At 56.5% G+C, this 21,152-nt stretch carries 33 protein-coding genes; 32 read left to right on the forward strand and 1 reads right to left on the reverse strand.

The features are described 5' to 3' along the window. The first annotated feature begins 119 nt into the window (after window positions 1-119). From rpsJ to bfr, 30 genes are all read left to right on the forward strand, one after another. On the forward strand, window positions 120-431 hold the full coding sequence (rpsJ, locus tag ACCD02_RS28280; protein WP_003186070.1) for a 30S ribosomal protein S10: 312 nt from the start codon (window positions 120-122) through the stop codon (window positions 429-431). 81 nt (window positions 432-512) lie between these two features. Beyond that, the gene (rplC, locus tag ACCD02_RS28285) at window positions 513-1,148 is read left to right on the forward strand and encodes a 50S ribosomal protein L3 (protein ID WP_413309255.1); all 636 of its coding nucleotides are present in this window, start codon (window positions 513-515) and stop codon (window positions 1,146-1,148) included. 12 nt (window positions 1,149-1,160) lie between these two features. Further along, window positions 1,161-1,763 carry a 50S ribosomal protein L4 gene (gene rplD, locus ACCD02_RS28290; RefSeq protein ID WP_259104508.1) on the forward strand — a complete coding sequence of 201 codons (603 nt, stop codon included), beginning with the start codon at window positions 1,161-1,163 and terminating at the stop codon, window positions 1,761-1,763. After that, the gene (gene rplW / locus ACCD02_RS28295) at window positions 1,760-2,059 is read left to right on the forward strand and encodes a 50S ribosomal protein L23 (RefSeq protein WP_002555488.1); all 300 of its coding nucleotides are present in this window, start codon (window positions 1,760-1,762) and stop codon (window positions 2,057-2,059) included. The genes rplD and rplW overlap by 4 nt, the downstream gene beginning before the upstream one ends. A 14-nt stretch (window positions 2,060-2,073) precedes the next feature. Continuing rightward, a complete protein-coding gene (gene rplB / locus ACCD02_RS28300; protein WP_003186055.1) occupies window positions 2,074-2,898 on the forward strand; it encodes a 50S ribosomal protein L2 in 825 nt (274 codons plus the stop codon). 16 nt (window positions 2,899-2,914) lie between these two features. Further along, entirely contained in the window at window positions 2,915-3,190 is a 276-nt protein-coding gene (rpsS, locus tag ACCD02_RS28305; RefSeq protein WP_002555486.1) for a 30S ribosomal protein S19, read from the forward strand. Window positions 3,191-3,201: 11 nt separating this feature from the next. Further along, the gene (gene rplV, locus ACCD02_RS28310; RefSeq protein WP_003103908.1) at window positions 3,202-3,534 is read left to right on the forward strand and encodes a 50S ribosomal protein L22; all 333 of its coding nucleotides are present in this window, start codon (window positions 3,202-3,204) and stop codon (window positions 3,532-3,534) included. 13 nt (window positions 3,535-3,547) lie between these two features. After that, window positions 3,548-4,234, forward strand: a complete 687-nt coding sequence (gene rpsC / locus ACCD02_RS28315; RefSeq protein ID WP_007924192.1) for a 30S ribosomal protein S3 — start codon at window positions 3,548-3,550, stop codon at window positions 4,232-4,234. A 12-nt stretch (window positions 4,235-4,246) separates the two neighbouring features. Next, window positions 4,247-4,660 (forward strand): 50S ribosomal protein L16, encoded by a 414-nt coding sequence (gene rplP / locus ACCD02_RS28320; protein ID WP_413309265.1) that lies wholly within the window; start codon window positions 4,247-4,249, stop codon window positions 4,658-4,660. After that, window positions 4,660-4,851 carry a 50S ribosomal protein L29 gene (gene rpmC / locus ACCD02_RS28325; protein WP_002555481.1) on the forward strand — a complete coding sequence of 64 codons (192 nt, stop codon included), beginning with the start codon at window positions 4,660-4,662 and terminating at the stop codon, window positions 4,849-4,851. The genes rplP and rpmC overlap by 1 nt, the downstream gene beginning before the upstream one ends. A gap of 2 nt (window positions 4,852-4,853) precedes the next feature. Beyond that, complete coding sequence (gene rpsQ / locus ACCD02_RS28330) at window positions 4,854-5,120, forward strand: 30S ribosomal protein S17 (RefSeq protein ID WP_003444370.1); 267 nt, start codon at window positions 4,854-4,856, stop codon at window positions 5,118-5,120. Window positions 5,121-5,143: 23 nt separating this feature from the next. Further along, window positions 5,144-5,512: a 50S ribosomal protein L14 gene (gene rplN, locus ACCD02_RS28335; RefSeq protein ID WP_011063774.1), complete on the forward strand. Its 369-nt coding sequence runs from the start codon at window positions 5,144-5,146 to the stop codon at window positions 5,510-5,512. Between the two features lie 11 nt (window positions 5,513-5,523). Continuing rightward, on the forward strand, window positions 5,524-5,838 hold the full coding sequence (rplX, locus tag ACCD02_RS28340) for a 50S ribosomal protein L24 (protein ID WP_002555478.1): 315 nt from the start codon (window positions 5,524-5,526) through the stop codon (window positions 5,836-5,838). Window positions 5,839-5,858: 20 nt separating this feature from the next. Continuing rightward, the gene (gene rplE / locus ACCD02_RS28345) at window positions 5,859-6,398 is read left to right on the forward strand and encodes a 50S ribosomal protein L5 (RefSeq protein ID WP_004883677.1); all 540 of its coding nucleotides are present in this window, start codon (window positions 5,859-5,861) and stop codon (window positions 6,396-6,398) included. A gap of 13 nt (window positions 6,399-6,411) precedes the next feature. Further along, window positions 6,412-6,717 (forward strand): 30S ribosomal protein S14, encoded by a 306-nt coding sequence (gene rpsN, locus ACCD02_RS28350; RefSeq protein WP_027898304.1) that lies wholly within the window; start codon window positions 6,412-6,414, stop codon window positions 6,715-6,717. 214 nt (window positions 6,718-6,931) lie between these two features. Next, on the forward strand, window positions 6,932-7,324 hold the full coding sequence (gene rpsH / locus ACCD02_RS28355) for a 30S ribosomal protein S8 (protein ID WP_259104517.1): 393 nt from the start codon (window positions 6,932-6,934) through the stop codon (window positions 7,322-7,324). A gap of 13 nt (window positions 7,325-7,337) precedes the next feature. Continuing rightward, entirely contained in the window at window positions 7,338-7,871 is a 534-nt protein-coding gene (gene rplF / locus ACCD02_RS28360) for a 50S ribosomal protein L6 (protein ID WP_413309270.1), read from the forward strand. Window positions 7,872-7,881: 10 nt separating this feature from the next. Next, window positions 7,882-8,232 (forward strand): 50S ribosomal protein L18, encoded by a 351-nt coding sequence (gene rplR / locus ACCD02_RS28365; protein ID WP_259104520.1) that lies wholly within the window; start codon window positions 7,882-7,884, stop codon window positions 8,230-8,232. A gap of 3 nt (window positions 8,233-8,235) precedes the next feature. Then, on the forward strand, window positions 8,236-8,736 hold the full coding sequence (gene rpsE, locus ACCD02_RS28370) for a 30S ribosomal protein S5 (protein WP_259104522.1): 501 nt from the start codon (window positions 8,236-8,238) through the stop codon (window positions 8,734-8,736). Between the two features lie 2 nt (window positions 8,737-8,738). Next, window positions 8,739-8,915, forward strand: coding sequence for a 50S ribosomal protein L30 (gene rpmD / locus ACCD02_RS28375; protein WP_003186033.1), 177 nt, complete (start codon window positions 8,739-8,741; stop codon window positions 8,913-8,915). A 3-nt stretch (window positions 8,916-8,918) separates the two neighbouring features. Next, complete coding sequence (rplO, locus tag ACCD02_RS28380) at window positions 8,919-9,353, forward strand: 50S ribosomal protein L15 (RefSeq protein ID WP_413309274.1); 435 nt, start codon at window positions 8,919-8,921, stop codon at window positions 9,351-9,353. Further along, window positions 9,354-10,682: a preprotein translocase subunit SecY gene (gene secY / locus ACCD02_RS28385; protein WP_413309276.1), complete on the forward strand. Its 1,329-nt coding sequence runs from the start codon at window positions 9,354-9,356 to the stop codon at window positions 10,680-10,682. Between the two features lie 28 nt (window positions 10,683-10,710). Continuing rightward, a complete protein-coding gene (gene rpmJ, locus ACCD02_RS28390; protein ID WP_002555468.1) occupies window positions 10,711-10,827 on the forward strand; it encodes a 50S ribosomal protein L36 in 117 nt (38 codons plus the stop codon). 130 nt (window positions 10,828-10,957) lie between these two features. Next, a complete protein-coding gene (gene rpsM, locus ACCD02_RS28395; RefSeq protein ID WP_008374135.1) occupies window positions 10,958-11,314 on the forward strand; it encodes a 30S ribosomal protein S13 in 357 nt (118 codons plus the stop codon). Window positions 11,315-11,344: 30 nt separating this feature from the next. Further along, entirely contained in the window at window positions 11,345-11,734 is a 390-nt protein-coding gene (gene rpsK / locus ACCD02_RS28400) for a 30S ribosomal protein S11 (RefSeq protein ID WP_002555466.1), read from the forward strand. Between the two features lie 18 nt (window positions 11,735-11,752). Beyond that, a complete protein-coding gene (rpsD, locus tag ACCD02_RS28405) occupies window positions 11,753-12,373 on the forward strand; it encodes a 30S ribosomal protein S4 (protein WP_259104538.1) in 621 nt (206 codons plus the stop codon). A 22-nt stretch (window positions 12,374-12,395) separates the two neighbouring features. Then, window positions 12,396-13,397, forward strand: a complete 1,002-nt coding sequence (locus ACCD02_RS28410; RefSeq protein ID WP_259104539.1) for a DNA-directed RNA polymerase subunit alpha — start codon at window positions 12,396-12,398, stop codon at window positions 13,395-13,397. A gap of 42 nt (window positions 13,398-13,439) precedes the next feature. Beyond that, entirely contained in the window at window positions 13,440-13,826 is a 387-nt protein-coding gene (rplQ, locus tag ACCD02_RS28415) for a 50S ribosomal protein L17 (RefSeq protein ID WP_413309281.1), read from the forward strand. A 171-nt stretch (window positions 13,827-13,997) separates the two neighbouring features. Continuing rightward, complete coding sequence (locus ACCD02_RS28420) at window positions 13,998-15,446, forward strand: catalase (protein WP_413309283.1); 1,449 nt, start codon at window positions 13,998-14,000, stop codon at window positions 15,444-15,446. Window positions 15,447-15,601: 155 nt separating this feature from the next. Further along, window positions 15,602-16,066, forward strand: coding sequence for a bacterioferritin (gene bfr, locus ACCD02_RS28425; protein ID WP_413309285.1), 465 nt, complete (start codon window positions 15,602-15,604; stop codon window positions 16,064-16,066). An 83-nt stretch (window positions 16,067-16,149) separates the two neighbouring features. Here the strand turns inward: bfr and uvrA are convergent, their stop codons facing one another. Continuing rightward, window positions 16,150-18,984 carry an excinuclease ABC subunit UvrA gene (uvrA, locus tag ACCD02_RS28430; RefSeq protein WP_413309287.1) on the reverse strand — a complete coding sequence of 945 codons (2,835 nt, stop codon included), beginning with the start codon at window positions 18,982-18,984 and terminating at the stop codon, window positions 16,150-16,152. A 189-nt stretch (window positions 18,985-19,173) separates the two neighbouring features. Between uvrA and ACCD02_RS28435 the strand changes: the two genes are divergently transcribed. After that, window positions 19,174-20,568 carry an MFS transporter gene (locus tag ACCD02_RS28435; RefSeq protein ID WP_413309289.1) on the forward strand — a complete coding sequence of 465 codons (1,395 nt, stop codon included), beginning with the start codon at window positions 19,174-19,176 and terminating at the stop codon, window positions 20,566-20,568. Window positions 20,569-20,577: 9 nt separating this feature from the next. Continuing rightward, the gene (locus ACCD02_RS28440; RefSeq protein WP_413309291.1) at window positions 20,578-21,111 is read left to right on the forward strand and encodes a single-stranded DNA-binding protein; all 534 of its coding nucleotides are present in this window, start codon (window positions 20,578-20,580) and stop codon (window positions 21,109-21,111) included. The last annotated feature ends 41 nt before the right edge of the window (window positions 21,112-21,152 follow it).

Consider the following 21,152-nt stretch of genomic DNA (forward strand, 5'->3'; position numbering starts at 1 on the left):
CCCGCCTAGCGGGGGCTTTTTTATTGGGTTGACACCCTCAAAGCCGGTCTATAGAATTGCGCCTCCTTTAAACGGGCGTATTGCGCTCGGTGGGAACAGCAATCTGGAGTCTGAATCCAATGCAAAACCAGCAAATCCGTATCAGGTTGAAGGCTTTTGACCATCGCCTGATCGACCAATCCACCCAGGAAATCGTGGAAACCGCGAAACGTACTGGTGCTCAGGTGCGTGGTCCAATTCCACTGCCGACCCGTAAAGAGCGGTTCACCGTTCTGGTTTCCCCGCACGTCAACAAAGACGCGCGCGACCAGTACGAGATCCGCACTCATAAGCGCGTTCTGGACATCGTCCAGCCAACGGATAAAACCGTTGATGCGCTTATGAAGCTTGATCTTGCGGCCGGTGTGGAAGTGCAGATCAGCCTCGGCTAAGACTTGGGTCTTAGTCGTGTAACGCTCTGAAATGGGCGGCCATAGCGGGTGAAAGCCCCGTACACTCATGAGGTTTACAACATGACTATTGGTGTAGTCGGTCGTAAATGCGGTATGACCCGTATTTTCACCGAAGAAGGTGTCTCCATTCCGGTTACGGTCATTGAGATCGAGCCGAATCGCGTCACTCAGTTCAAAACCGAAGAAACCGATGGCTATCGTGCAGTGCAAGTCACTGTCGGCGAGCGTCGTGCTTCGCGTGTTACAGCTGCCCAGGCTGGCCACTTCGCTAAGGCGAACGTAGCTGCCGGTCGCACCGTAATGGAATTCCGCCTTGAAGAAGGCGACTACCAAGCAGGCGACCTGATCAGCACTGATATCTTCGCCGCTGGTCAACTGGTTGATGTAACCGGTCAGTCCAAAGGTAAGGGTTTCCAGGGCACGATCAAGCGCTGGAATTTCCGCGGGCAAGATAATACCCACGGTAACTCCCTGTCCCACCGCGTCCCAGGCTCTATCGGCCAGTGCCAGACTCCTGGTCGTGTATTCAAGGGCAAAAAAATGTCCGGTCATATGGGCGCTGAGCGCGTGACCGTGCAGTCCCTGGAAGTAGTGCGCGTGGACGCTGAACGCAATCTGTTGTTGGTCAAGGGTGCCGTTCCAGGCGCTACTGGCGGCAATCTGGTTGTACGTCCAGCAGCCAAGGCTCGCGGTTAAGGGGAAGCTGACATGCAATTAAATGTAAATGACGCTCAAGCAATCGAAGTTTCCGAACTGACATTTGGCGGCGAATTCAACGAGACGCTGGTTCACCAGGCAGTCGTGGCCTACATGGCTGGCGGTCGTCAGGGTAGCAAGCAGCAAAAGACCCGTTCCGACGTTTCCGGTGGCGGCAAGCGCCCATGGCGTCAGAAGGGTACTGGCCGTGCTCGTGCCGGTACTATCCGTAGCCCAATCTGGCGTGGCGGCGGTACCACTTTCGCAGCTCGTCCGCAGGACCACTCGCAGAAGCTCAACAAGAAGATGTATCGCGCAGCACTGCGCTCCATCCTTGCTGAACTGGTTCGTACTGACCGTCTGGTCGTGGTTCAGGATTTCGCCGTTGAATCGCCGAAAACCAAAGACCTGCTGGGCAAGTTGAACAACATGAGCCTGACCGACGTTCTGATCGTGTCCGACTCCGTTGACCAGAATCTGTACCTGGCTGCTCGTAACCTGCCGCACGTAGATGTACGTGACGTTCAAGGTTCCGATCCAGTTAGTCTGATCGCATACGACAAAGTGTTGATCACTGTGTCGGCCGTGAAGAAATTCGAGGAGCTGCTGGGATGAACCAGGAACGCGTATTTAAAGTTCTGCTTGGCCCGCACGTTTCCGAGAAGGCTACGGTTCTGGCAGACAAGAAAGGCCAGTTCGTTTTCAAGGTTGCAACTGACGCAACCAAGCTGGAAATCAAGAAGGCCGTCGAAAGCCTGTTCAGCGTGAAAGTTGAGCGTGTTACTACCCTGAACGTTCTGGGTAAGAGCAAGCGCACTGCTCGCGGTCTGGGCAAGCGTAATGACTGGAAGAAGGCAGTTATCTCCCTTCAGCCAGGCCAAGATCTCGATTTCAGCAGCAGTGCTGAGTAAGGAAGGGGTGCATCATGGCAATCGTTAAATGCAAACCGACTTCCCCTGGCCGCCGTTTTGTGGTCAAGGTGGTCAACCAGGAGCTGCATAAAGGCGCTCCTCACGCACCGCTGCTCGAGAAGAAATCGAAGTCTGGTGGTCGTAACAACAATGGCCGTATTACCACCCGTCATATCGGTGGTGGTCATAAGCAGCATTATCGTCTGGTCGACTTCCGTCGTAACGACAAGGATGGCATCGCTGCCACCGTCGAGCGTATCGAATACGATCCAAACCGTACTGCTCACATCGCACTGCTGCTGTACGCAGACGGCGAGCGTCGTTACATCATCGCGCCTAAAGGCGTGAGTGCTGGCGACCAGCTGATCGCAGGCGCTCTGGCTCCAATCAAGCCAGGCAACGCTCTGCAACTGCGCAACATCCCAGTGGGTTCTACCGTACACGGCATCGAACTGAAGCCAGGCAAAGGTGCACAGATCGCTCGTTCCGCTGGTGCTTCGGCTCAGCTGATCGCTCGTGAAGGTGTCTACGTTACCCTGCGTCTTCGCTCCGGTGAAATGCGTAAAGTTCTGGCTGAATGCCGTGCAACGCTGGGTGAAGTCTCGAACTCCGAGCACAGCCTGCGTTCCCTGGGTAAAGCTGGTGCCAAACGCTGGCGTGGCGTTCGCCCAACCGTTCGTGGTGTTGCCATGAACCCGGTTGACCACCCACATGGTGGTGGTGAAGGTCGTACCTCTGGTGGTCGTCATCCGGTATCGCCGTGGGGCTTCCCGACTAAGGGCGCGAAGACTCGTGGTAATAAGCGTACCGACAAAATGATCGTCCGTCGTCGCAAGTAAATAGAGGGATACGACAGTGCCACGTTCTCTGAAAAAAGGTCCTTTTATCGATCTTCACCTACTGAAGAAGATCGAAGTGGCGGCGGAAAAGAATGATCGCAAGCCGGTGAAAACCTGGTCGCGTCGTTCGATGATCCTGCCACAAATGGTCGGTCTGACCATCGCAGTACACAACGGTCGTCAACACGTCCCAGTTCTCGTGAACGAAGACATGGTCGGCCACAAACTGGGCGAGTTTGCCGGTACCCGCACATATCGTGGGCACGTGGCTGACAAGAAAGCCAAGCGTTAAGGGGTTAGGAAATGGAAGTAGCCGCTAAGTTGTCGGGCGCTCGAATCTCCGCCCAGAAAGCCCGCTTGGTCGCCGACCAGATCCGCGGGAAGAAGGTGGGCGAAGCGCTCAACCTGCTGGCTTTCAGCAGTAAGAAAGCCGCCGAGATCATGAAGAAAGTGCTGGAGTCGGCCGTAGCCAACGCCGAGCATAACGAAGGCGCAGACGTTGATGACCTGAAGGTCAGCACCGTTTTCGTCAACGAAGGGCGTTCGCTGAAGCGCATCATGCCACGTGCCAAAGGCCGTGCTGATCGCATCGTCAAGCGGTCTTGCCATATCACTGTCAAGGTTGCTGACAAGTAACGGAGTCGAAGAGATGGGTCAGAAAGTACATCCCATTGGCATTCGCCTGGGAATCGTCAAGGAGCACACCTCCGTCTGGTACGCAGACGGTCGGACTTATGCGGACTATTTGCTCGCAGATCTGAATGTGCGTGAGTACCTCCAAGACAAATTAAAAAGCGCGTCCGTAAGCCGTATCGATATCCATCGTCCGGCTCAAACTGCACGCATCACCATCCACACCGCTCGTCCAGGTATCGTTATCGGGAAGAAAGGTGAAGATGTTGAGAAACTGCGTCAGGACCTGACCAAGCAAATGGGTGTGCCTGTGCACATCAATATCGAAGAGATCCGCAAGCCGGAACTCGACGGTATGCTGGTTGCCCAGAGCGTAGCTCAGCAGCTGGAGCGTCGTGTGATGTTCCGTCGCGCCATGAAGCGCGCCGTACAGAACGCCATGCGCATTGGTGCCAAAGGCATCAAAATCCAAGTGAGCGGTCGTCTCGGCGGTGCTGAAATCGCACGTACTGAATGGTATCGCGAAGGTCGTGTGCCACTGCACACCCTGCGTGCCGATATCGACTATGCCACCTACGAAGCTCACACCACTTATGGTGTGATCGGTGTAAAGGTTTGGATCTTCAAAGGCGAAGTAATTGGTGGTCGCCAAGAAGAACTGAAACCACAAGCACCAGCGCCTCGTAAAAAAGCTGCTAAGTAAGGGGTACGCCAAATGTTGCAACCTAAGCGTACGAAGTTCCGCAAGCAAATGACCGGCCACAACCGTGGTCTGGCACTGCGCGGTAGCAAAGTCAGCTTCGGCGAATTCGCACTGAAGTCTGTTGCTCGTGGTCGTCTCACCGCTCGTCAGATCGAGTCAGCGCGTCGTGCTCTGACCCGTCACGTTAAACGTGGCGGCAAGATCTGGATCCGTGTATTCCCGGACAAGCCGATCTCCAAGAAACCTCTCGAGGTTCGTATGGGTAAAGGTAAGGGTAACGTGGAGTACTGGGTTGCCCAGATTCAGCCAGGCAAAGTCCTGTATGAAATCGAGGGTGTTTCTGAAGAGTTGGCGCGTGAGGCTTTCGCCCTGGCTGCTGCAAAGCTGCCACTCGCCACCGCTTTTGTTAAACGGACGGTGATGTGATGAAAGCGAATGAACTTCGTGAAAAATCAGCACAGCAGCTGAACGAGCAACTGCTCGGCTTGCTGCGCGACCAGTTCAATCTGCGTATGCAGAAAGCAACTGGCCAGTTGGGGCAGTCTCACCTGCTCTCGCAAGTTAAGCGTGACATCGCTCGCGTGAAGACTGTGCTCAACCAGCAGGCAGGTAAGTAATCATGGCTGAAGCCGAAAAAACCGTCCGTACGCTGACTGGCCGTGTTGTCAGCGACAAGATGGACAAGACCATCACCGTTCTGATTGAGCGTCGCGTTAAGCACCCAATCTACGGTAAATACGTTAAGCGTTCGACGAAGCTGCACGCGCACGACGAAACCAACCAGTGCCACATCGGCGACAAGGTCACGATCCGTGAAACCCGTCCGCTGGCCAAGACCAAGTCTTGGGCACTGGTTGATATCCTCGAACGTGCCGTGGAAGTCTAAGGACTAGGGGTCGGAGAAATTATATGATTCAGACTCAATCCATGCTCGATGTGGCCGATAACAGCGGCGCTCGCCGCGTTATGTGCATCAAGGTGCTGGGTGGCTCCCATCGTCGTTACGCTGGTATCGGTGACATCATCAAAGTTACCGTCAAGGAAGCAATTCCTCGCGGTAAGGTGAAAAAAGGCCAAGTGATGACTGCTGTTGTAGTCCGCACTCGCCATGGCGTCCGTCGTGCTGACGGCTCCATCATCCGCTTTGATGGCAATGCTGCTGTTCTGTTGAACAACAAGCAAGAGCCGATCGGCACCCGTATCTTTGGGCCAGTGACCCGTGAACTTCGTAATGAGAAGTTCATGAAGATCGTCTCGCTCGCCCCAGAAGTGCTGTAAGGAGATCCGACATGCAAAAGATTCGTCGTGACGACGAGATCATCGTGATCGCCGGCAAAGACAAAGGTAAGCGCGGTAAGGTGCTCAAGGTTCTCGCTGACGACCGTCTGGTCGTTGGTGGGATCAACCTGGTGAAGCGTCATACCAAGCCTAACCCGATGTCGGGCGTACAGGGCGGTATCGTCGAGAAAGAAGCGCCACTGCACGCTTCCAACGTCGCCATTTTCAACGGCGCAACCAACAAGGCTGACCGCGTTGGTTTCAAAGTTGAAGACGGCAAAAAAATTCGTGTCTTCAAGTCGACCCAAAAAGCGGTTGATGCTTGAACACTGCTAGGTAGAAGACCATGGCACGACTGAAAGAGATTTACCGGAAGGAAATCGCTCCGAAGCTTAAGGAAGAACTTAAGCTGGCGAACGTGATGGAAGTTCCGCGCGTCACCAAAATCACCCTGAACATGGGTCTGGGCGAAGCGATCGGCGACAAGAAAGTCATCGAGCACGCTGTTGCTGACCTGGAAAAGATCACCGGTCAAAAAGTCGTTGTGACTTACGCTCGGAAATCCATCGCTGGCTTTAAAGTCCGTGAAGGTTGGCCGATCGGCGTCAAAGTGACTCTGCGCCGCGATCGTATGTACGAATTCCTGGATCGTCTGCTGTCGATCTCCCTGCCTCGGGTTCGCGACTTCCGCGGCCTGAATGCCAAGTCCTTCGATGGTCGTGGCAACTACAGCATGGGCGTTAAAGAGCAGATCATCTTCCCGGAAATCGACTACGACAAGATCGATGCTCTCCGCGGTCTGGACATTACCCTGACCACCACTGCCAAGAACGATGACGAAGGCCGCGCTCTGCTGCGTGCTTTCAAATTCCCGTTCCGCAACTGATTGGAGTAGGAAAATGGCCAAGAAGAGCATGAAAAACCGTGAGCTGAAGCGTCAGCTCACCGTTGCCAAGTACGCCACCAAGCGTGCAGCGCTCAAAGCAATCATCGTTGATCTGAACGCAAGTCCAGAAGCACGTTGGGAAGCTACCGTAGCTCTGCAGAAGCAGCCACGTGACGCAAGCGCTTCGCGCATGCGTAACCGCTGCCGCATCACTGGTCGTCCGCACGGCGTTTACCGCAAGTTCGGCCTCGGCCGTAACAAGCTGCGTGAAGCTGCAATGCGTGGTGACGTACCAGGTCTGGTTAAAGCCAGCTGGTAATGCGCGTTTCTCGCTAGGTTTCGGCCAGCCGTCTCGACGGTTGGTCGGATTCGAGCCTGAATCTGAATCAAGCCCCTCATGGGGCTTGATTCATTTCTGGGGTAGGTCTAGAATTGCCGGCTCGCCTGAGCCCGTGTTTTTCATTTGCCCGGAAATCCTCGGCGATAAGCTGTAGCCGCAAGGCTAATTATTTTGTATTAGGAGCGTCTAGCCCATGAGTATGCAGGACCCGTTAGCGGACATGCTAACTCGTATCCGTAATGCCCAGATGGCTGAAAAGCCCGTCGTAAGCATGCCATCTTCCACGTTGAAGGTAGCTGTAGCCAAAGTCCTGAAAGACGAAGGTTACATTGCGGGTTATCAGATCAGCAGCGAAGCAAAGCCTTCGTTGTCCATCGAGCTGAAGTACTTCGAAGGCCGTCCGGTCATCGAAGAAGTGAAGCGCGTCAGTCGTCCAGGCTTGCGTCAGTACAAGTCCGTCGATGAGTTGCCAAAAGTTCGTGGCGGCCTCGGTGTGTCTATCGTCTCCACCAACAAAGGTGTGATGACGGATCGTGCTGCGCGCGCTGCCGGTGTCGGCGGCGAAGTGCTTTGCACAGTGTTCTAAGGGGGGGATAAGCATGTCACGCGTAGCTAAGAACCCCGTTAAGTTGCCATCCGGCGTCGAAGTCAAACTCGTCGGCCAGCAACTTTCGGTGAAGGGTGCCAAGGGCACTCTGGAACTGAACATTCATTCGTCCGTTGAGATCGTTGAAGAAGCTGGTGAGCTGCGTTTTGCTGCTCGCAATGGCGATCAACAAACTCGCGCAATGGCCGGCACCACTCGTGCACTGGTTAACAACATGGTCACCGGCGTAAGCCAAGGCTTCGAGCGCAAGCTCCAGCTGGTGGGTGTTGGTTACAAGGCGCAAGCAAAAGGCTCCGTGCTGAATCTGGCACTTGGCTTCTCGCACCCGGTGGATTACGAATTGCCGAATGGCATCACCGCTGAGACCCCCAACCAGACCGATATCCTCATCCGGGGTATCGACAAGCAGTTGGTTGGTCAAGTGGCCGCTGAGATCCGCGACTTCCGCCGTCCTGAGCCGTACAAAGGCAAAGGTGTGCGTTACGCAGACGAAGTCGTCCGCCGTAAAGAAGCCAAGAAGAAGTAGGGCATAGCAAATGACCGTCAAAAAAGTTACCCGACTGCGTCGCGCTCGCAAAGCACGCCTGAAAATGCACGAACTCGAAGTCGTGCGTCTCTGCGTGTACCGCTCTTCGCAGCACATTTATGCCCAGGTCATTTCGGCCGACGGCAGCAAAGTCCTGGCAAGCGCCTCGACTTTGGACAAAGAACTGCGTGATGGTGCCACTGGCAACATCGACGCGGCCACTAAGGTTGGCCAGCTGGTCGCTACACGTGCGAAAGCCGTGGGCGTCTCGCAAGTGGCTTTCGACCGCTCTGGCTTCAAGTATCACGGCCGCGTCAAGGCGCTGGCTGATGCTGCTCGTGAAGCTGGGCTGGAGTTCTAAGTTATGTCAAATAACGACCAAAAGCGCGACGAAGGCTACATCGAGAAGCTGGTTCAAGTTAACCGCGTAGCCAAAACCGTTAAAGGCGGCCGTATCTTCACTTTCACCGCGTTGACCGTGGTGGGTGATGGTAAGGGTCGTGTAGGTTTCGGCCGTGGCAAGTCCCGCGAAGTGCCAGCTGCCATCCAGAAAGCGATGGAAGCTGCTCGTCGCAACATGATCCAGGTTGATCTGAACGGCACTACCCTGCAGTACGCAATGAAGTCCGCCCATGGCGCTTCGAAGGTGTACATGCAGCCTGCTTCTGAAGGTACCGGTATCATCGCTGGCGGCGCTATGCGCGCTGTCCTCGAAGTTGCTGGCGTTCAGAACGTATTGGCCAAGTGCTATGGCTCGACTAACCCAGTGAACGTGGTTTACGCCACCTTCAAGGGTTTGAAAGGCATGCAGTCTCCTGAATCCATTGCTGCCAAGCGTGGCAAGCGTGTTGAGGAGATCGTCTGATCATGGCTACCGTTAAAGTAACGCTGATCAAAAGCATGACCGGCCGTATCCCTAACCACAAACTGTGCGTTAAGGGTCTTGGTCTGCGTCGCATCGGTCACACTGTAGAAGTCCTGGATACTCCCGAGAATCGCGGGATGATCAACAAGGCTTACTACATGCTGCGTGTCGAGGGTTAATCGATGAAACTCAATGATCTGAGTCCAGCGCCGGGTTCCCGTCGCGAAAAGCATCGTCCGGGCCGTGGTATCGGTAGCGGTTTGGGTAAGACTGGTGGCCGCGGCCACAAAGGTCAGACCTCCCGCTCCGGTGGCACCATTGCTCCAGGCTTTGAAGGCGGTCAACAGCCGCTGCATCGCCGTCTGCCCAAGTTCGGTTTCGTTTCCCTGAAGGCCATGGACCGCGCAGAAGTGCGTCTGTCCGAGCTGGCTAAAGTGGAAGGCGACATCGTTACTGTGCAGTCCCTGAAAGATGCCAACGTGATTAACCAAAGCGTACAGCGTGTGAAAATCATGCTGTCCGGCGAAGTTACTCGCGCTGTCACTATCAAAGGTATCGGCGCCACCAAAGGTGCGCGTGCGGCTATCGAAGCAGCTGGCGGCAAGTTCGAGGAATAAATGGCTAAGCAAGGTGCTCTCTCAGCGCTCAGCAAAGGCGGGTTGTCCGAGCTCTGGGCTCGACTGCGTTTTCTGTTCCTGGCGATTATCGTCTATCGGATCGGCGCGCATATCCCAGTTCCAGGCATAAACCCGGACCGGCTGGCGGACCTGTTTCGACAGAATGAGGGGACCATTCTTAGCTTGTTCAACATGTTTTCCGGCGGCGCGCTGGAGCGGATGTCAATTTTTGCACTGGGGATCATGCCGTACATTTCGGCATCGATCATCATGCAGCTGATGACCGCTATCAGCCCGCAGCTGGAGCAGTTGAAGAAGGAAGGTGAGGCTGGCCGTCGCAAGATCAGCCAGTACACCCGCTATGGCACCGTCGCCCTGGCATTGGTTCAAGCCACCGGCATGTCCGTTGGCCTGGCCGGTCAGGGTGTGTCGTTTTCTGGTGGTCTCAGTTTCCACTTCGTAGCAGTCACCACCTTCGTGGCGGGCGCACTGTTCATGATGTGGCTGGGCGAGCAGATTACCGAGCGCGGTGTTGGTAACGGTATCTCGATGTTGATTTTTTCGGGTATCGTCGCCGGTCTTCCGAGGGCAATTGGGCAGTCTTTCGAGTCTGCGCGTCAGGGCGATATCAACATTTTCGCGCTGGTTGCCATCGGTTTGCTGGCAGTAGCGATCATCGGTTTCGTGGTGTTCATCGAGCGTGGTCAGCGGCGAATAGCCGTTCACTATGCCAAGCGTCAGCAGGGCCGCAAGGTCTTCGCTGCGCAGACCAGCCACTTGCCGCTGAAAGTGAACATGGCTGGGGTAATCCCGGCTATTTTCGCAAGCAGCATCTTGCTGTTCCCGGCTTCGCTGGGTTCCTGGTTCGGTCAGTCCGAAGGTATGGGCTGGTTGCAGGACATCTCGCAGTCGATCGCTCCTGGTCAGCCGTTGAATATTCTGCTGTTTAGTGCAGGGATTATTTTCTTCTGCTTCTTCTATACGGCGTTGATGTTCAATCCGAAAGACGTAGCGGAAAACCTGAAGAAGTCCGGTGCCTTTATTCCGGGTATTCGTCCAGGCGAGCAGTCGGCGCGCTACATTGATGGCGTTCTGACTCGTTTGACCCTGTTCGGTGCTCTTTATATGACGGCCGTATGTCTGTTGCCCCAGTTCCTTGTGGTCGCAGCAAACGTTCCGTTCTACCTTGGCGGGACCTCGTTGCTGATCGTGGTCGTGGTTGTGATGGACTTCATGTCCCAAGTACAATCGCACCTCGTTTCGCACCAGTACGAATCCCTGATGAAGAAAGCCAACCTGAAGGGCTACGGCAGCGGCATGCTGCGCTGAAGCACCCATAAGGTTCGAGGAGTTGGTGATGAAAGTTCGTGCATCGGTTAAAAAACTGTGCCGCAACTGCAAGATTATTCGCCGCGAAGGTGTTGTTCGAGTAATTTGCAGCGCGGAACCACGTCACAAACAGCGCCAAGGCTGATTGTGAGCTGTGCTTAAGCCCAGCAGCTAGTGCGCTGCTGGGTTGATTATTTGTTACTACAGCGATATTATCTCGCGCCCTATTTCTTGGCTTCCGGGGCGTAGGTAGCTGTCAATTGGAGTCCCACTGAATGGCCCGTATTGCAGGCGTTAACATTCCAGATAACAAGCATACTGTTATCTCGCTGACCTACATTTATGGTGTTGGTCGCACCACTGCACAGAAAATCTGTGCAGACACCGGGGTTAACCCGGCGGCAAAGATCAAAGATCTGAGCGACGAGCAGATTGAACAGCTGCGTGGCGAAGTGGCGAAGTTCACCACTGAAGGTGACCTGCGTCGCGAAATCAACATGAAAATCAAGCGCTTGATGGACCTGGGCTGCTACCGCGGTCTGCGTCATCGTCGTGGTCTGCCAGTACGCGGTCAGCGTACCAAGACCAACGCGCGTACTCGCAAAGGTCCGCGTAAGCCGATCCGCAAGTAATCGCACCAGCGCAACGACAGGAATTTAGTCATGGCAAAACCTGCTGCTCGTCCTCGTAAAAAAGTTAAAAAGACGGTGGTTGATGGCATCGCCCACATCCACGCTTCTTTTAACAACACAATCGTCACCATCACCGATCGTCAAGGTAACGCGCTTTCTTGGGCTACCTCCGGCGGCTCGGGTTTCCGTGGTTCGCGCAAATCCACCCCGTTCGCTGCTCAAGTAGCTGCTGAACGTGCTGGCCAAGCTGCGCTGGAGTACGGCCTGAAGAACCTCGACGTTAACGTCAAGGGTCCAGGTCCAGGTCGTGAGTCTGCTGTCCGTGCTTTGAACGGCTGTGGCTATAAGATCGCCAGCATCACCGACGTGACGCCAATCCCGCACAACGGGTGCCGTCCGCCGAAGAAGCGCCGCGTGTAATCCAGGAGACTGTAAGAAATGGCTCGTTACATTGGTCCAAAATGCAAATTGGCTCGTCGCGAAGGCACCGATCTCTTCCTGAAGAGCGGCGTTCGCGCACTTGAATCCAAGTGCAACATCGAAGCAGCTCCAGGCATCCACGGCCAACGCCGCGGTCGCCAGTCCGATTACGGTACTCAGCTGCGTGAAAAACAAAAAGTTCGTCGTATCTACGGCGTACTTGAGCGTCAGTTCAGCGGCTACTACAAAGAAGCTGCCGGCAAGAAAGGCGCAACAGGTGAGAACCTGCTGCAACTTCTGGAATGCCGTCTGGACAACGTCGTCTATCGTATGGGCTTCGGCTCTACTCGTGCAGAATCCCGTCAATTGGTTTCGCACAAGTCGGTCAGCGTTAACGGCAAAACCGTTAACATTCCTTCGTACCAGGTTCGTGCTGGTGACGTGGTAGCTATCCGCGAGAAGGCTAAGAACCAACTGCGCATTGTCCAAGCTCTCGATCTGTGTGCCCAACGTGGCCGCGTAGAATGGGTAGAAGTAGACACTGAAAAGAAATCTGGCGTCTTCAAAAGCGTTCCAGCTCGCAGTGATCTGTCCGCCGACATCAACGAAAGCCTGATTGTCGAGCTCTACTCCAAGTAAGGGCTAGAAAATAGGTGCATCCATGCAGATTTCGGTAAATGAGTTCCTGACACCACGTCACATCGACGTACAGGTTGTCAGTCCAACCCGCGCCAAGATTACTCTCGAGCCTCTCGAGCGTGGTTTTGGCCATACCCTGGGCAACGCGCTGCGCCGCATCCTGTTGTCCTCCATGCCCGGCTGCGCAGTAGTCGAGGCCGAGATTGACGGTGTGCTCCACGAGTACAGCGCCATCGAAGGTGTACAGGAAGATGTCATTGAAATCCTGTTGAACCTTAAAGGTCTGGCTATCAAGCTGCACGGTCGAGACGAAGTTACGCTGACCTTGTCTAAGAAGGGTTCGGGGGTGGTTACCGCTGCCGATATTCAGCTGGATCATGATGTCGAGATCGTTAACCCCGATCACGTAATCGCTAACCTGGCGTCTAACGGCGCCCTGAACATGAAGCTCACCGTAGCTCGTGGTCGTGGTTATGAACCAGCAGACTCGCGTCAAAGCGATGAAGACGAAAGCCGCAGCATTGGTCGCTTGCAGCTGGATGCTTCGTTCAGCCCGGTTCGCCGTATCGCATACGTGGTGGAAAACGCCCGTGTCGAGCAGCGTACCAACCTGGACAAACTGGTTATTGATCTGGAAACCAACGGTACTCTGGATCCTGAAGAGGCTATCCGTCGTGCTGCAACCATCCTGCAACAGCAGTTGGCTGCATTCGTCGACCTCAAAGGTGACAGCGAGCCCGTTGTAATCGAACAGGAAGACGAGATCGATCCGATCCTGCTTCGTCCGGTTGACGATTTGGAACTGACTGTACGTTCGGCCAACTGCCTCAAGGCGGAGAACATTTACTACATCGGCGACCTGATTCAGCGCACCGAAGTAGAACTGTTGAAGACTCCGAACCTGGGCAAGAAATCCTTGACTGAGATCAAGGATGTCCTGGCCTCCCGTGGTCTGTCCCTCGGCATGCGCCTCGACAACTGGCCGCCGGCAAGTCTTAAGAAGGACGACAAGGCTACGGCCTGATCGTCGTAATCACCGAACGTAGTGTTTGGTAAGGAATGAACCATGCGTCATCGTAAAAGTGGTCGTCACCTGAGCCGGACTAGCTCCCACCGTAAGGCCATGTTCCAAAACATGGCGGTGTCGCTGTTCGAGCACGAGCTGATCAAAACTACATTGCCGAAAGCTAAAGAACTGCGTCGCGTTGCTGAGCCGCTGATCACTTTGGCCAAAACAGACAGCCTGGCTAACCGCCGTCTGGCTTTCGACCGTACTCGTTCGAAAGAAATCGTTGGTAAGCTGTTCAACGATCTGGGCAAGCGTTATGCAACCCGTGAGGGTGGCTACCTGCGCATCCTGAAGTGCGGTTTCCGCGCTGGCGACAACGCGCCTATGGCGTACGTCGAGCTGGTTGATCGTCCTGTCGGCGGCGCTGTAGAAGCTGCTGAATAAGACGTCAGTCTGATCAGAAAAAACCGGGCCTAGTGCCCGGTTTTTTTATGGCTGAAAATTAAATAAATCTATCACCCAGCAATAGTTAATGAATTTGAAGGTGGGTCATGCCTCATTGATACTTCTCCTCAAGCCGTCTTAGTCGGGCCGCACAGGCCAAAGGAGATATTCATGAGTCAGAACAAGATCCTCACCACCGCCGGTGGCGCACCCGTCGCCGATAACCAGAACTCCCGCTCTGCCGGTCCTCGCGGCCCATTGCTGCTTGATGACTTTCACCTGATCGAGAAACTGGCTCACTTCAACCGCGAAAACATTCCTGAGCGCCGCGTACATGCCAAGGGCTCGGGTGCCTACGGGACATTCACCGCCAGCCGCGACATCAGCCAGTACTCCAGCGCCAAGCTGTTCGACACTGTCGGCAAGCAGACGCCGATCTTCCTGCGCTTCTCCACCGTGGGTGGCGAGCGCGGTTCAGCTGATACCGAACGCGATCCCCGCGGCTTTGCCGTGAAGTTCTACACCGAAGAAGGCAATTGGGACATCGTCGGCAATAACACTCCGGTGTTCTTTATCCGTGACCCTTTGAAATTTCCTGACTTCATTCATACCCAGAAGCGTCAGCCGCAGACCAACCTGAAGAATGCCCAGATGATGTGGGACTTCTGGTCGCACTCGCCTGAAGCGCTGCACCAGGTCACCACCCTGTTCTCCGACCGTGGCATCCCTGACGGTTACCGGCACATGCACGGCTTTGGCAGCCATACCTACAGCCTGATCAACGCGACCGGTGAGCGCTTCTGGGTCAAATGGCACTACAAGACCCTGCAAGGCATCAAGAACCTCAAGCCAGCTGATGCTGCACGTATCGCTGGTACCGACCCGGATTACGCCCAGCGCGACCTGTTCGAGGCTATCGAGCGCGGTGATTTCCCGAAATGGCGCGTCTGCATCCAATTGATGACCGAAGCCCAGGCGGCAGCGCATCACGAGAACCCGTTCGACGTGACCAAGACCTGGTCGCAGAAGCAATACCCGCTGATCGAAGTGGGCCAACTGGAGCTGAACCGCAATCCGCTGAATTATTTTGCTGAGGTCGAGCAGGCGGCGTTTGGGCCAAGCAACATGGTGCCAGGCGTTGGCTTGTCGCCGGACCGCATGCTGCAAGGTCGCGTCTTTGCCTACGCCGATGCCCATCGCTATCGCATAGGCACCAACTACCAGCAACTGCCGGTCAACCTGCCACGTAGCCCAGTCCACAGCTACCAACGGGACGGTGCCATGCGCTTTGGTGATAACGGTGGCGGTGCGCCCAACTATGAGCCTAACAGCTACAGCGACGCGCCCAAGCAGGCACCGCAGTACGCCGAACCGGGGCTGGCCTTGAGTGGTCTGGCTGACCGTTATGATCATCGCGAAGACGGCGATTACTTCAGCCAGGCGGGCAAGTTGTTCAATCTGATGACCGCCGCGCAGAAGGCCGAATTGATCGGCAATATTGCTGGCACCATGGCCGGGGTTTCCAGTGATGTGGTGCAGCGTCAGCTACAGTATTTCTTCAAGGCTGATCCTGCTTACGGTCAGGGCATCGCCGACGCTTTGGGTGTAAAACTCGCGTAACTGATAGTGATAAACAGAACCGCCCTCATTTGGGCGGTTTTTCGCATCCAATGGTCGATTTTCGCCGCTTTTAATCAATATTTTGCCTTTTTTAGAGTGACCTCCAAGAGCGCTTGGTTCAAACTGCAGTCTTTCAAGCAGGGAGATGTAGGGCGATGCAAGGTCACCCCGAAGTAATCGATTACCTCAACACGTTGCTGACGGGCGAACTGGCTGCTCGTGACCAATATTTCGTCCACTCGCGCATGTACGAAGACTGGGGTTTCAGCAAACTCTACGAGCGTATGAACCACGAAATGGAAGAAGAGGCACAGCACGCCGATGCGCTGATGCGTCGCATCCTGATGCTCGAAGGCACGCCACGCATGCGTCCGGACGACCTGGATATTGGTACCACAGTACCGGACATGTTCGCCGCCGACCTGCGCCTGGAATACAAAGTCCGCGCCGCGCTGTGCAAGGGCATCGCCCTGTGCGAGCTGCACAAAGACTACGTCAGCCGCGACATTTTGCGTGTGCAGCTGGCCGACACCGAAGAAGATCACACCTACTGGCTGGAAAAGCAGCTGGGCCTGATCAAGTCTATCGGCCTTGAGAATTACCTGCAGTCACAGTTCTGATTTTTGCGGTTAACAAAAACGGCGATTATCGAGAGATAACCGCCGTTTTTTTTGTTAGCCGGATCCGTCCACAAACACAGGACTTACGCCCTATCCCTCAGCAACAACGGCTTCAGGTAATGCCCGGTGTAGGACTGCTCCATCTCCGCCACCTGCTCCGGCGTGCCCACTGCGATGATCTGCCCACCCTTGGAACCACCTTCCGGTCCCAGGTCGACCAGCCAGTCGGCTGTCTTGATCACGTCCAGATTGTGCTCGATTACTACCACCGTGTTGCCATGGTCGCGCAGGCGATGAAGAACGTCGAGCAACTGCTGGATATCCGCGAAGTGCAGGCCGGTGGTCGGTTCGTCGAGGATATACAGGGTCTTGCCGGTATCGCGCTTGGACAGCTCGCGGGACAGTTTGACCCGCTGCGCCTCGCCACCGGACAGAGTGGTCGCCGATTGCCCCAGCTTGATATAGGACAGGCCCACATCCATCAGGGTTTGCAGCTTGCGCGCCAGTGCCGGGACGGCGTCGAAGAACTCGCGAGCTTCTTCGATGGTCATCTCGAGCACCTCATGGATGCTCTTGCCCTTGTATTTGATCTCAAGGGTTTCGCGGTTGTAGCGCTTGCTCTTGCACACGTCGCACGGCACGTAGATATCCGGCAGGAAGTGCATCTCCACCTTGATCAGGCCGTCGCCCTGACAGGCCTCGCAACGCCCGCCCTTGACGTTGAAGGAGAAGCGCCCTGGCCCATAGCCCCGTGAACGGGATTCCGGCACACCGGCGAACAGCTCGCGAATCGGTGTGAACAGCCCGGTGTAAGTCGCCGGGTTGGAACGCGGCGTACGGCCGATCGGGCTTTGATCGATATCGACGACCTTGTCCAGATGTTCCAGGCCCTTGATGCTGTCGTGGGGCGCGGCTTCCAGGGTGGTGGCGCCATTCAGCGCGGTGGCACTGAGGGGGAACAGGGTATTGTTGATCAGCGTCGACTTGCCCGAGCCGGAAACCCCGGTCACGCAGGTCAGCAGGCCAATCGGGATCTCCAGGTCGACATTGCGCAGGTTGTTGCCGCGAGCGCCCTTGAGTGACAGCGACAGCTTTTTATTGCGCGGCGTGCGCTTGGCCGGTACTTCGATCTTCACCCGCCCGGACAGGTACTTGCCGGTCAGGGAATCAGGGTGGGCCATGACTTCGGCGGGCGTGCCCTCGGCAACGATGGCGCCGCCGTGCACACCGGCACCGGGGCCAATGTCCACGACATAGTCGGCCAGACGGATCGCGTCCTCGTCGTGCTCCACTACTATCACCGTATTGCCGATATCGCGCAGGTGCTTGAGGGTGCCGAGCAGGCGGTCGTTATCGCGCTGGTGCAGGCCGATGGACGGCTCATCGAGGATGTACATCACCCCGACCAGACCCGCACCGATCTGGCTGGCCAGGCGGATACGCTGGGCCTCGCCGCCAGACAGGGTGTCGGCGCTACGGTCCAGGGTCAGGTAGTCGAGACCGACGTTGACCAGGAACTGCAGACGCTCGCGAATTTCCTTGAGGATCTTGTCGGCGATTTCGCCACGGCGGCCGGTCAGTTTCAGCACGCCGAAGTATTCGGTGGCATCGCCAATCGGCATATTGGTTACGGCCGGCAGGGTCTTTTCGCCGACCCAGACATGCCGCGCCTCGCGACGCAGGCGGGTGCCGCGGCAGTCCGGGCACGGCTGGGTGCTGAGGAACTTGGCCAGCTCCTCGCGCACGGTGGCCGACTCGGTCTCCCGGTAGCGCCGCTCAAGGTTCGGCACGATCCCCTCGAAAGGGTGCGCACGTTTGACAATATCGCCACGGTCGTTGAGGTAGCGAAAATCGACATTCTGCGTGCCGCTGCCATTGAGCAGGATCTTCTGCGTGTCGGCGGGCAGCATTTTGAACGGTACTTCCAGGCTGAAATCGTAATGCTTGGCCAGTGAGCCGAGCATCTGGAAGTAATAGACGTTGCGCCGGTCCCAGCCGCGAATCGCACCCTCGGCCAGGGTCAGTTCGACGTTGACCAGGCGCTTGATGTCGAAGAACTGCTTCACCCCCAGGCCATCGCAAGTCGGGCAGGCGCCGGCCGGGTTATTGAAGGAGAACAGCTTGGGTTCCAGTTCGCTGATGGCATGGCCGCAGATCGGACAGGCGAAACGGGCGGAAAAGATGATCTCTTCGCCGGGTTCGTCGTCCATTGGCGCAACCAACGCTATGCCGTCGGCCAACTTGAGCGCGGTCTCAAACGACTCGGCCAGACGCTGCTGCAGGTCGTTGCGCACCTTGAAGCGGTCAACCACCACATCAATGGAATGCTTCTTCTGTTTATCCAGCTTCGGCAGCTCGTCGAGCTCATGCAGCTTGCCGTTGACCCGGGCGCGGACAAAACCCTGGGCGCGCAGCTCTTCGAAGACCGACAGATGCTCGCCCTTGCGCTCGCGGATCACCGGCGCCAGCAGCATCAGTTTGCTGCCTTCCGGCTGTGCCAGCACCAGGTCTACCATCTGACTGACGGTCTGGGCTTCCAGGGGGATGTCATGATCCGGGCAGCGCGGCTGGCCGACACGGGCATACAACAGGCGCAGGTAGTCGTAGATCTCGGTGATCGTACCGACAGTGGAACGCGGGTTGTGGGAAGTGGACTTTTGTTCGATGGAAATCGCCGGCGACAGGCCTTCGATGGTGTCGACGTCCGGTTTCTCCATCATCGACAGGAACTGGCGGGCGTAGGCGGAAAGCGACTCGACATATCGGCGCTGACCTTCGGCGTACAGGGTGTCGAAGGCCAGGGATGACTTGCCGGAACCGGACAGGCCGGTGATCACGATCAGCTTGTCCCGGGGCAGGGTCAGGTCAATGTTCTTCAGGTTGTGGGTGCGGGCCCCACGAATCAGGATCTTGTCCAAGGCTGGCCTCGCTCGGCGGGCGACGAAAACGTGGGAGTATACGGTCAAATACTGGATGGATGCACACTATTGCCACCCAAGATGAAAACTGTGTCATAAACCGGCTAATGCGACGCGGCAAAGCGTCGCGTATGTGCCGTGCAACGATGGGACTGGTAGAATCGCCGCCGGTTCACACGAGGTTTTTCCATGCATGATCCCCACAGCGAACGCATGAGTGGTGGCGAGACCCGCGCAGCGGGCGGCCTGGCCCTGGTTTTCGCGTTCCGTATGCTCGGCATGTTCATGGTGCTGCCAGTCCTGGCAACCTATGGCATGGATCTGGCGGGCGCGAGCCCCGCGCTCATTGGCCTGGCCATCGGCGCCTATGGCCTGACCCAGGCGGTGCTGCAGATTCCCTTCGGAATCATTTCCGACCGCATCGGCCGCCGTCCGGTGATTTACCTGGGGCTGATCGTCTTCGCCCTGGGCAGCCTGCTCGCCGCACGTTCCGATACCATCTGGGGTGTAATCGCCGGTCGCGTCCTGCAGGGCGCCGGGGCGATTTCCGCAGCCGTCATGGCATTGCTCTCCGACCTGACCCGGGAACAGCACCGCACCAAGGCCATGGCCATGATTGGCATGACCATCGGCGTGTCGTTTGCCATTGCCATGGTAGTCGGCCCCTTGCTGACCCGAGCCTTCGGTCTTTCAGGGCTGTTCATGGCGACGGGCGGCATGGCCCTTTTCGGCATCCTGATCGTCGCTTTCGTCGTACCCAAGGCCAACGGCCCTTTGCAACACCGGGAATCCGGCGTCGCCCGGCAGGCATTGGGGCCGACCTTGCGTCACCCGGACCTCTTGCGCCTGGATTTAGGTATCTTCGTATTACACGCGATGCTCATGTCCAGCTTCGTCGCGTTGCCCCTGGCTCTCGTAGAAAAAGCCGGTCTGCCCAAGGAACAGCACTGGTGGGTGTACCTGACGGCGCTGCTGATTTCCTTCTTCGCCATGATCCCTTTCATCATTTATGGTGAGAAAAAGCGTCAGATGAAGCGCGTGCTGCTCGGTGCGGTTGCAGTGCTGATGCTGACCGAACTGTATTTCTGGGCTTTTGGCGACAGCCTGCGGGCGCTGGTGATTGGTACGATAGTGTTCTTCATTGCCTTCAACCTGCTTGAGGCCTCGCTGCCGTCACTCATCAGTAAAGTGTCACCGGCCGGCGGAAAAGGCACTGCCATGGGGGTCTACTCCACCAGCCAGTTCCTCGGTTCTGCCGCAGGCGGCATCCTTGGCGGCTGGCTTTTGCAGCATGGTGGCCTTGGCGTTGTGTTCCTCGGCGGTGCTGCGCTCAGCGCCATTTGGCTCGCCTTTGCTGTTACCATGCGCGAACCACCGTACGTCACGAGCCTGCGCATGCCGTTGTCGCCCGAGGCGCAACGCGACGCGGGGCTCGTCGAGCGCCTGCTGGCAGTGGCCGGAGTGACAGATGCGGTAGTGGTGGCCGAGGAGGCTGCCATCTATATCAAATTGGACAAAGAACTATTGGATCGCCCGTCCCTCGAACGACTGATCAATCCGTCGTCGCAGACGTGCGAAGCCTAGGAGAACGTTATGGCCCGTGGGGTTAACAAAGTCATATTGGTCGGCACATGCGGCCAGGATCCCGAAGTTCGCTACCTGCCTAACGGTAACGCCGTGACCAACCTGAGTCTGGCGACCAGCGAACAGTGGACTGACAAGCAAACCGGACAGAAGGTCGAGAAGACCGAATGGCACCGTGTCTCGATGTTCGGCAAGGTTGCCGAAATCGCTGGCGAATACCTGCGCAAGGGTTCCCAGGTCTACATCGAGGGCAAGCTGCAGACCCGTGAGTGGGAAAAAGACGGCATCAAGCGTTACACCACTGAAATCGTCGTCGACATGCAAGGCACCATGCAACTGCTGGGCGGTCGTCCACAGGGCGAAGGCGCTCCACAGGGCCAGGGCGGCGGCAACTACGGCAACTCTGCTCCGCGTCCACAGCAGTCGCGCCCGCAACAATCGGCGCCACAGCAGCAGCCTCAGCGCGAATCGCGCCCGGCGCCGCAACAGGCTCCACAGCCTGCGCAGGATTTCGACAGCTTTGATGACGATATTCCGTTCTGAAGAAATTGCGACCTGCTCAATAAACGAAGCCCGGCATTCCT

Source organism: Pseudomonas sp. Pseusp88 (assembly GCF_047303955.1).
GTDB lineage: Bacteria > Pseudomonadota > Gammaproteobacteria > Pseudomonadales > Pseudomonadaceae > Aquipseudomonas.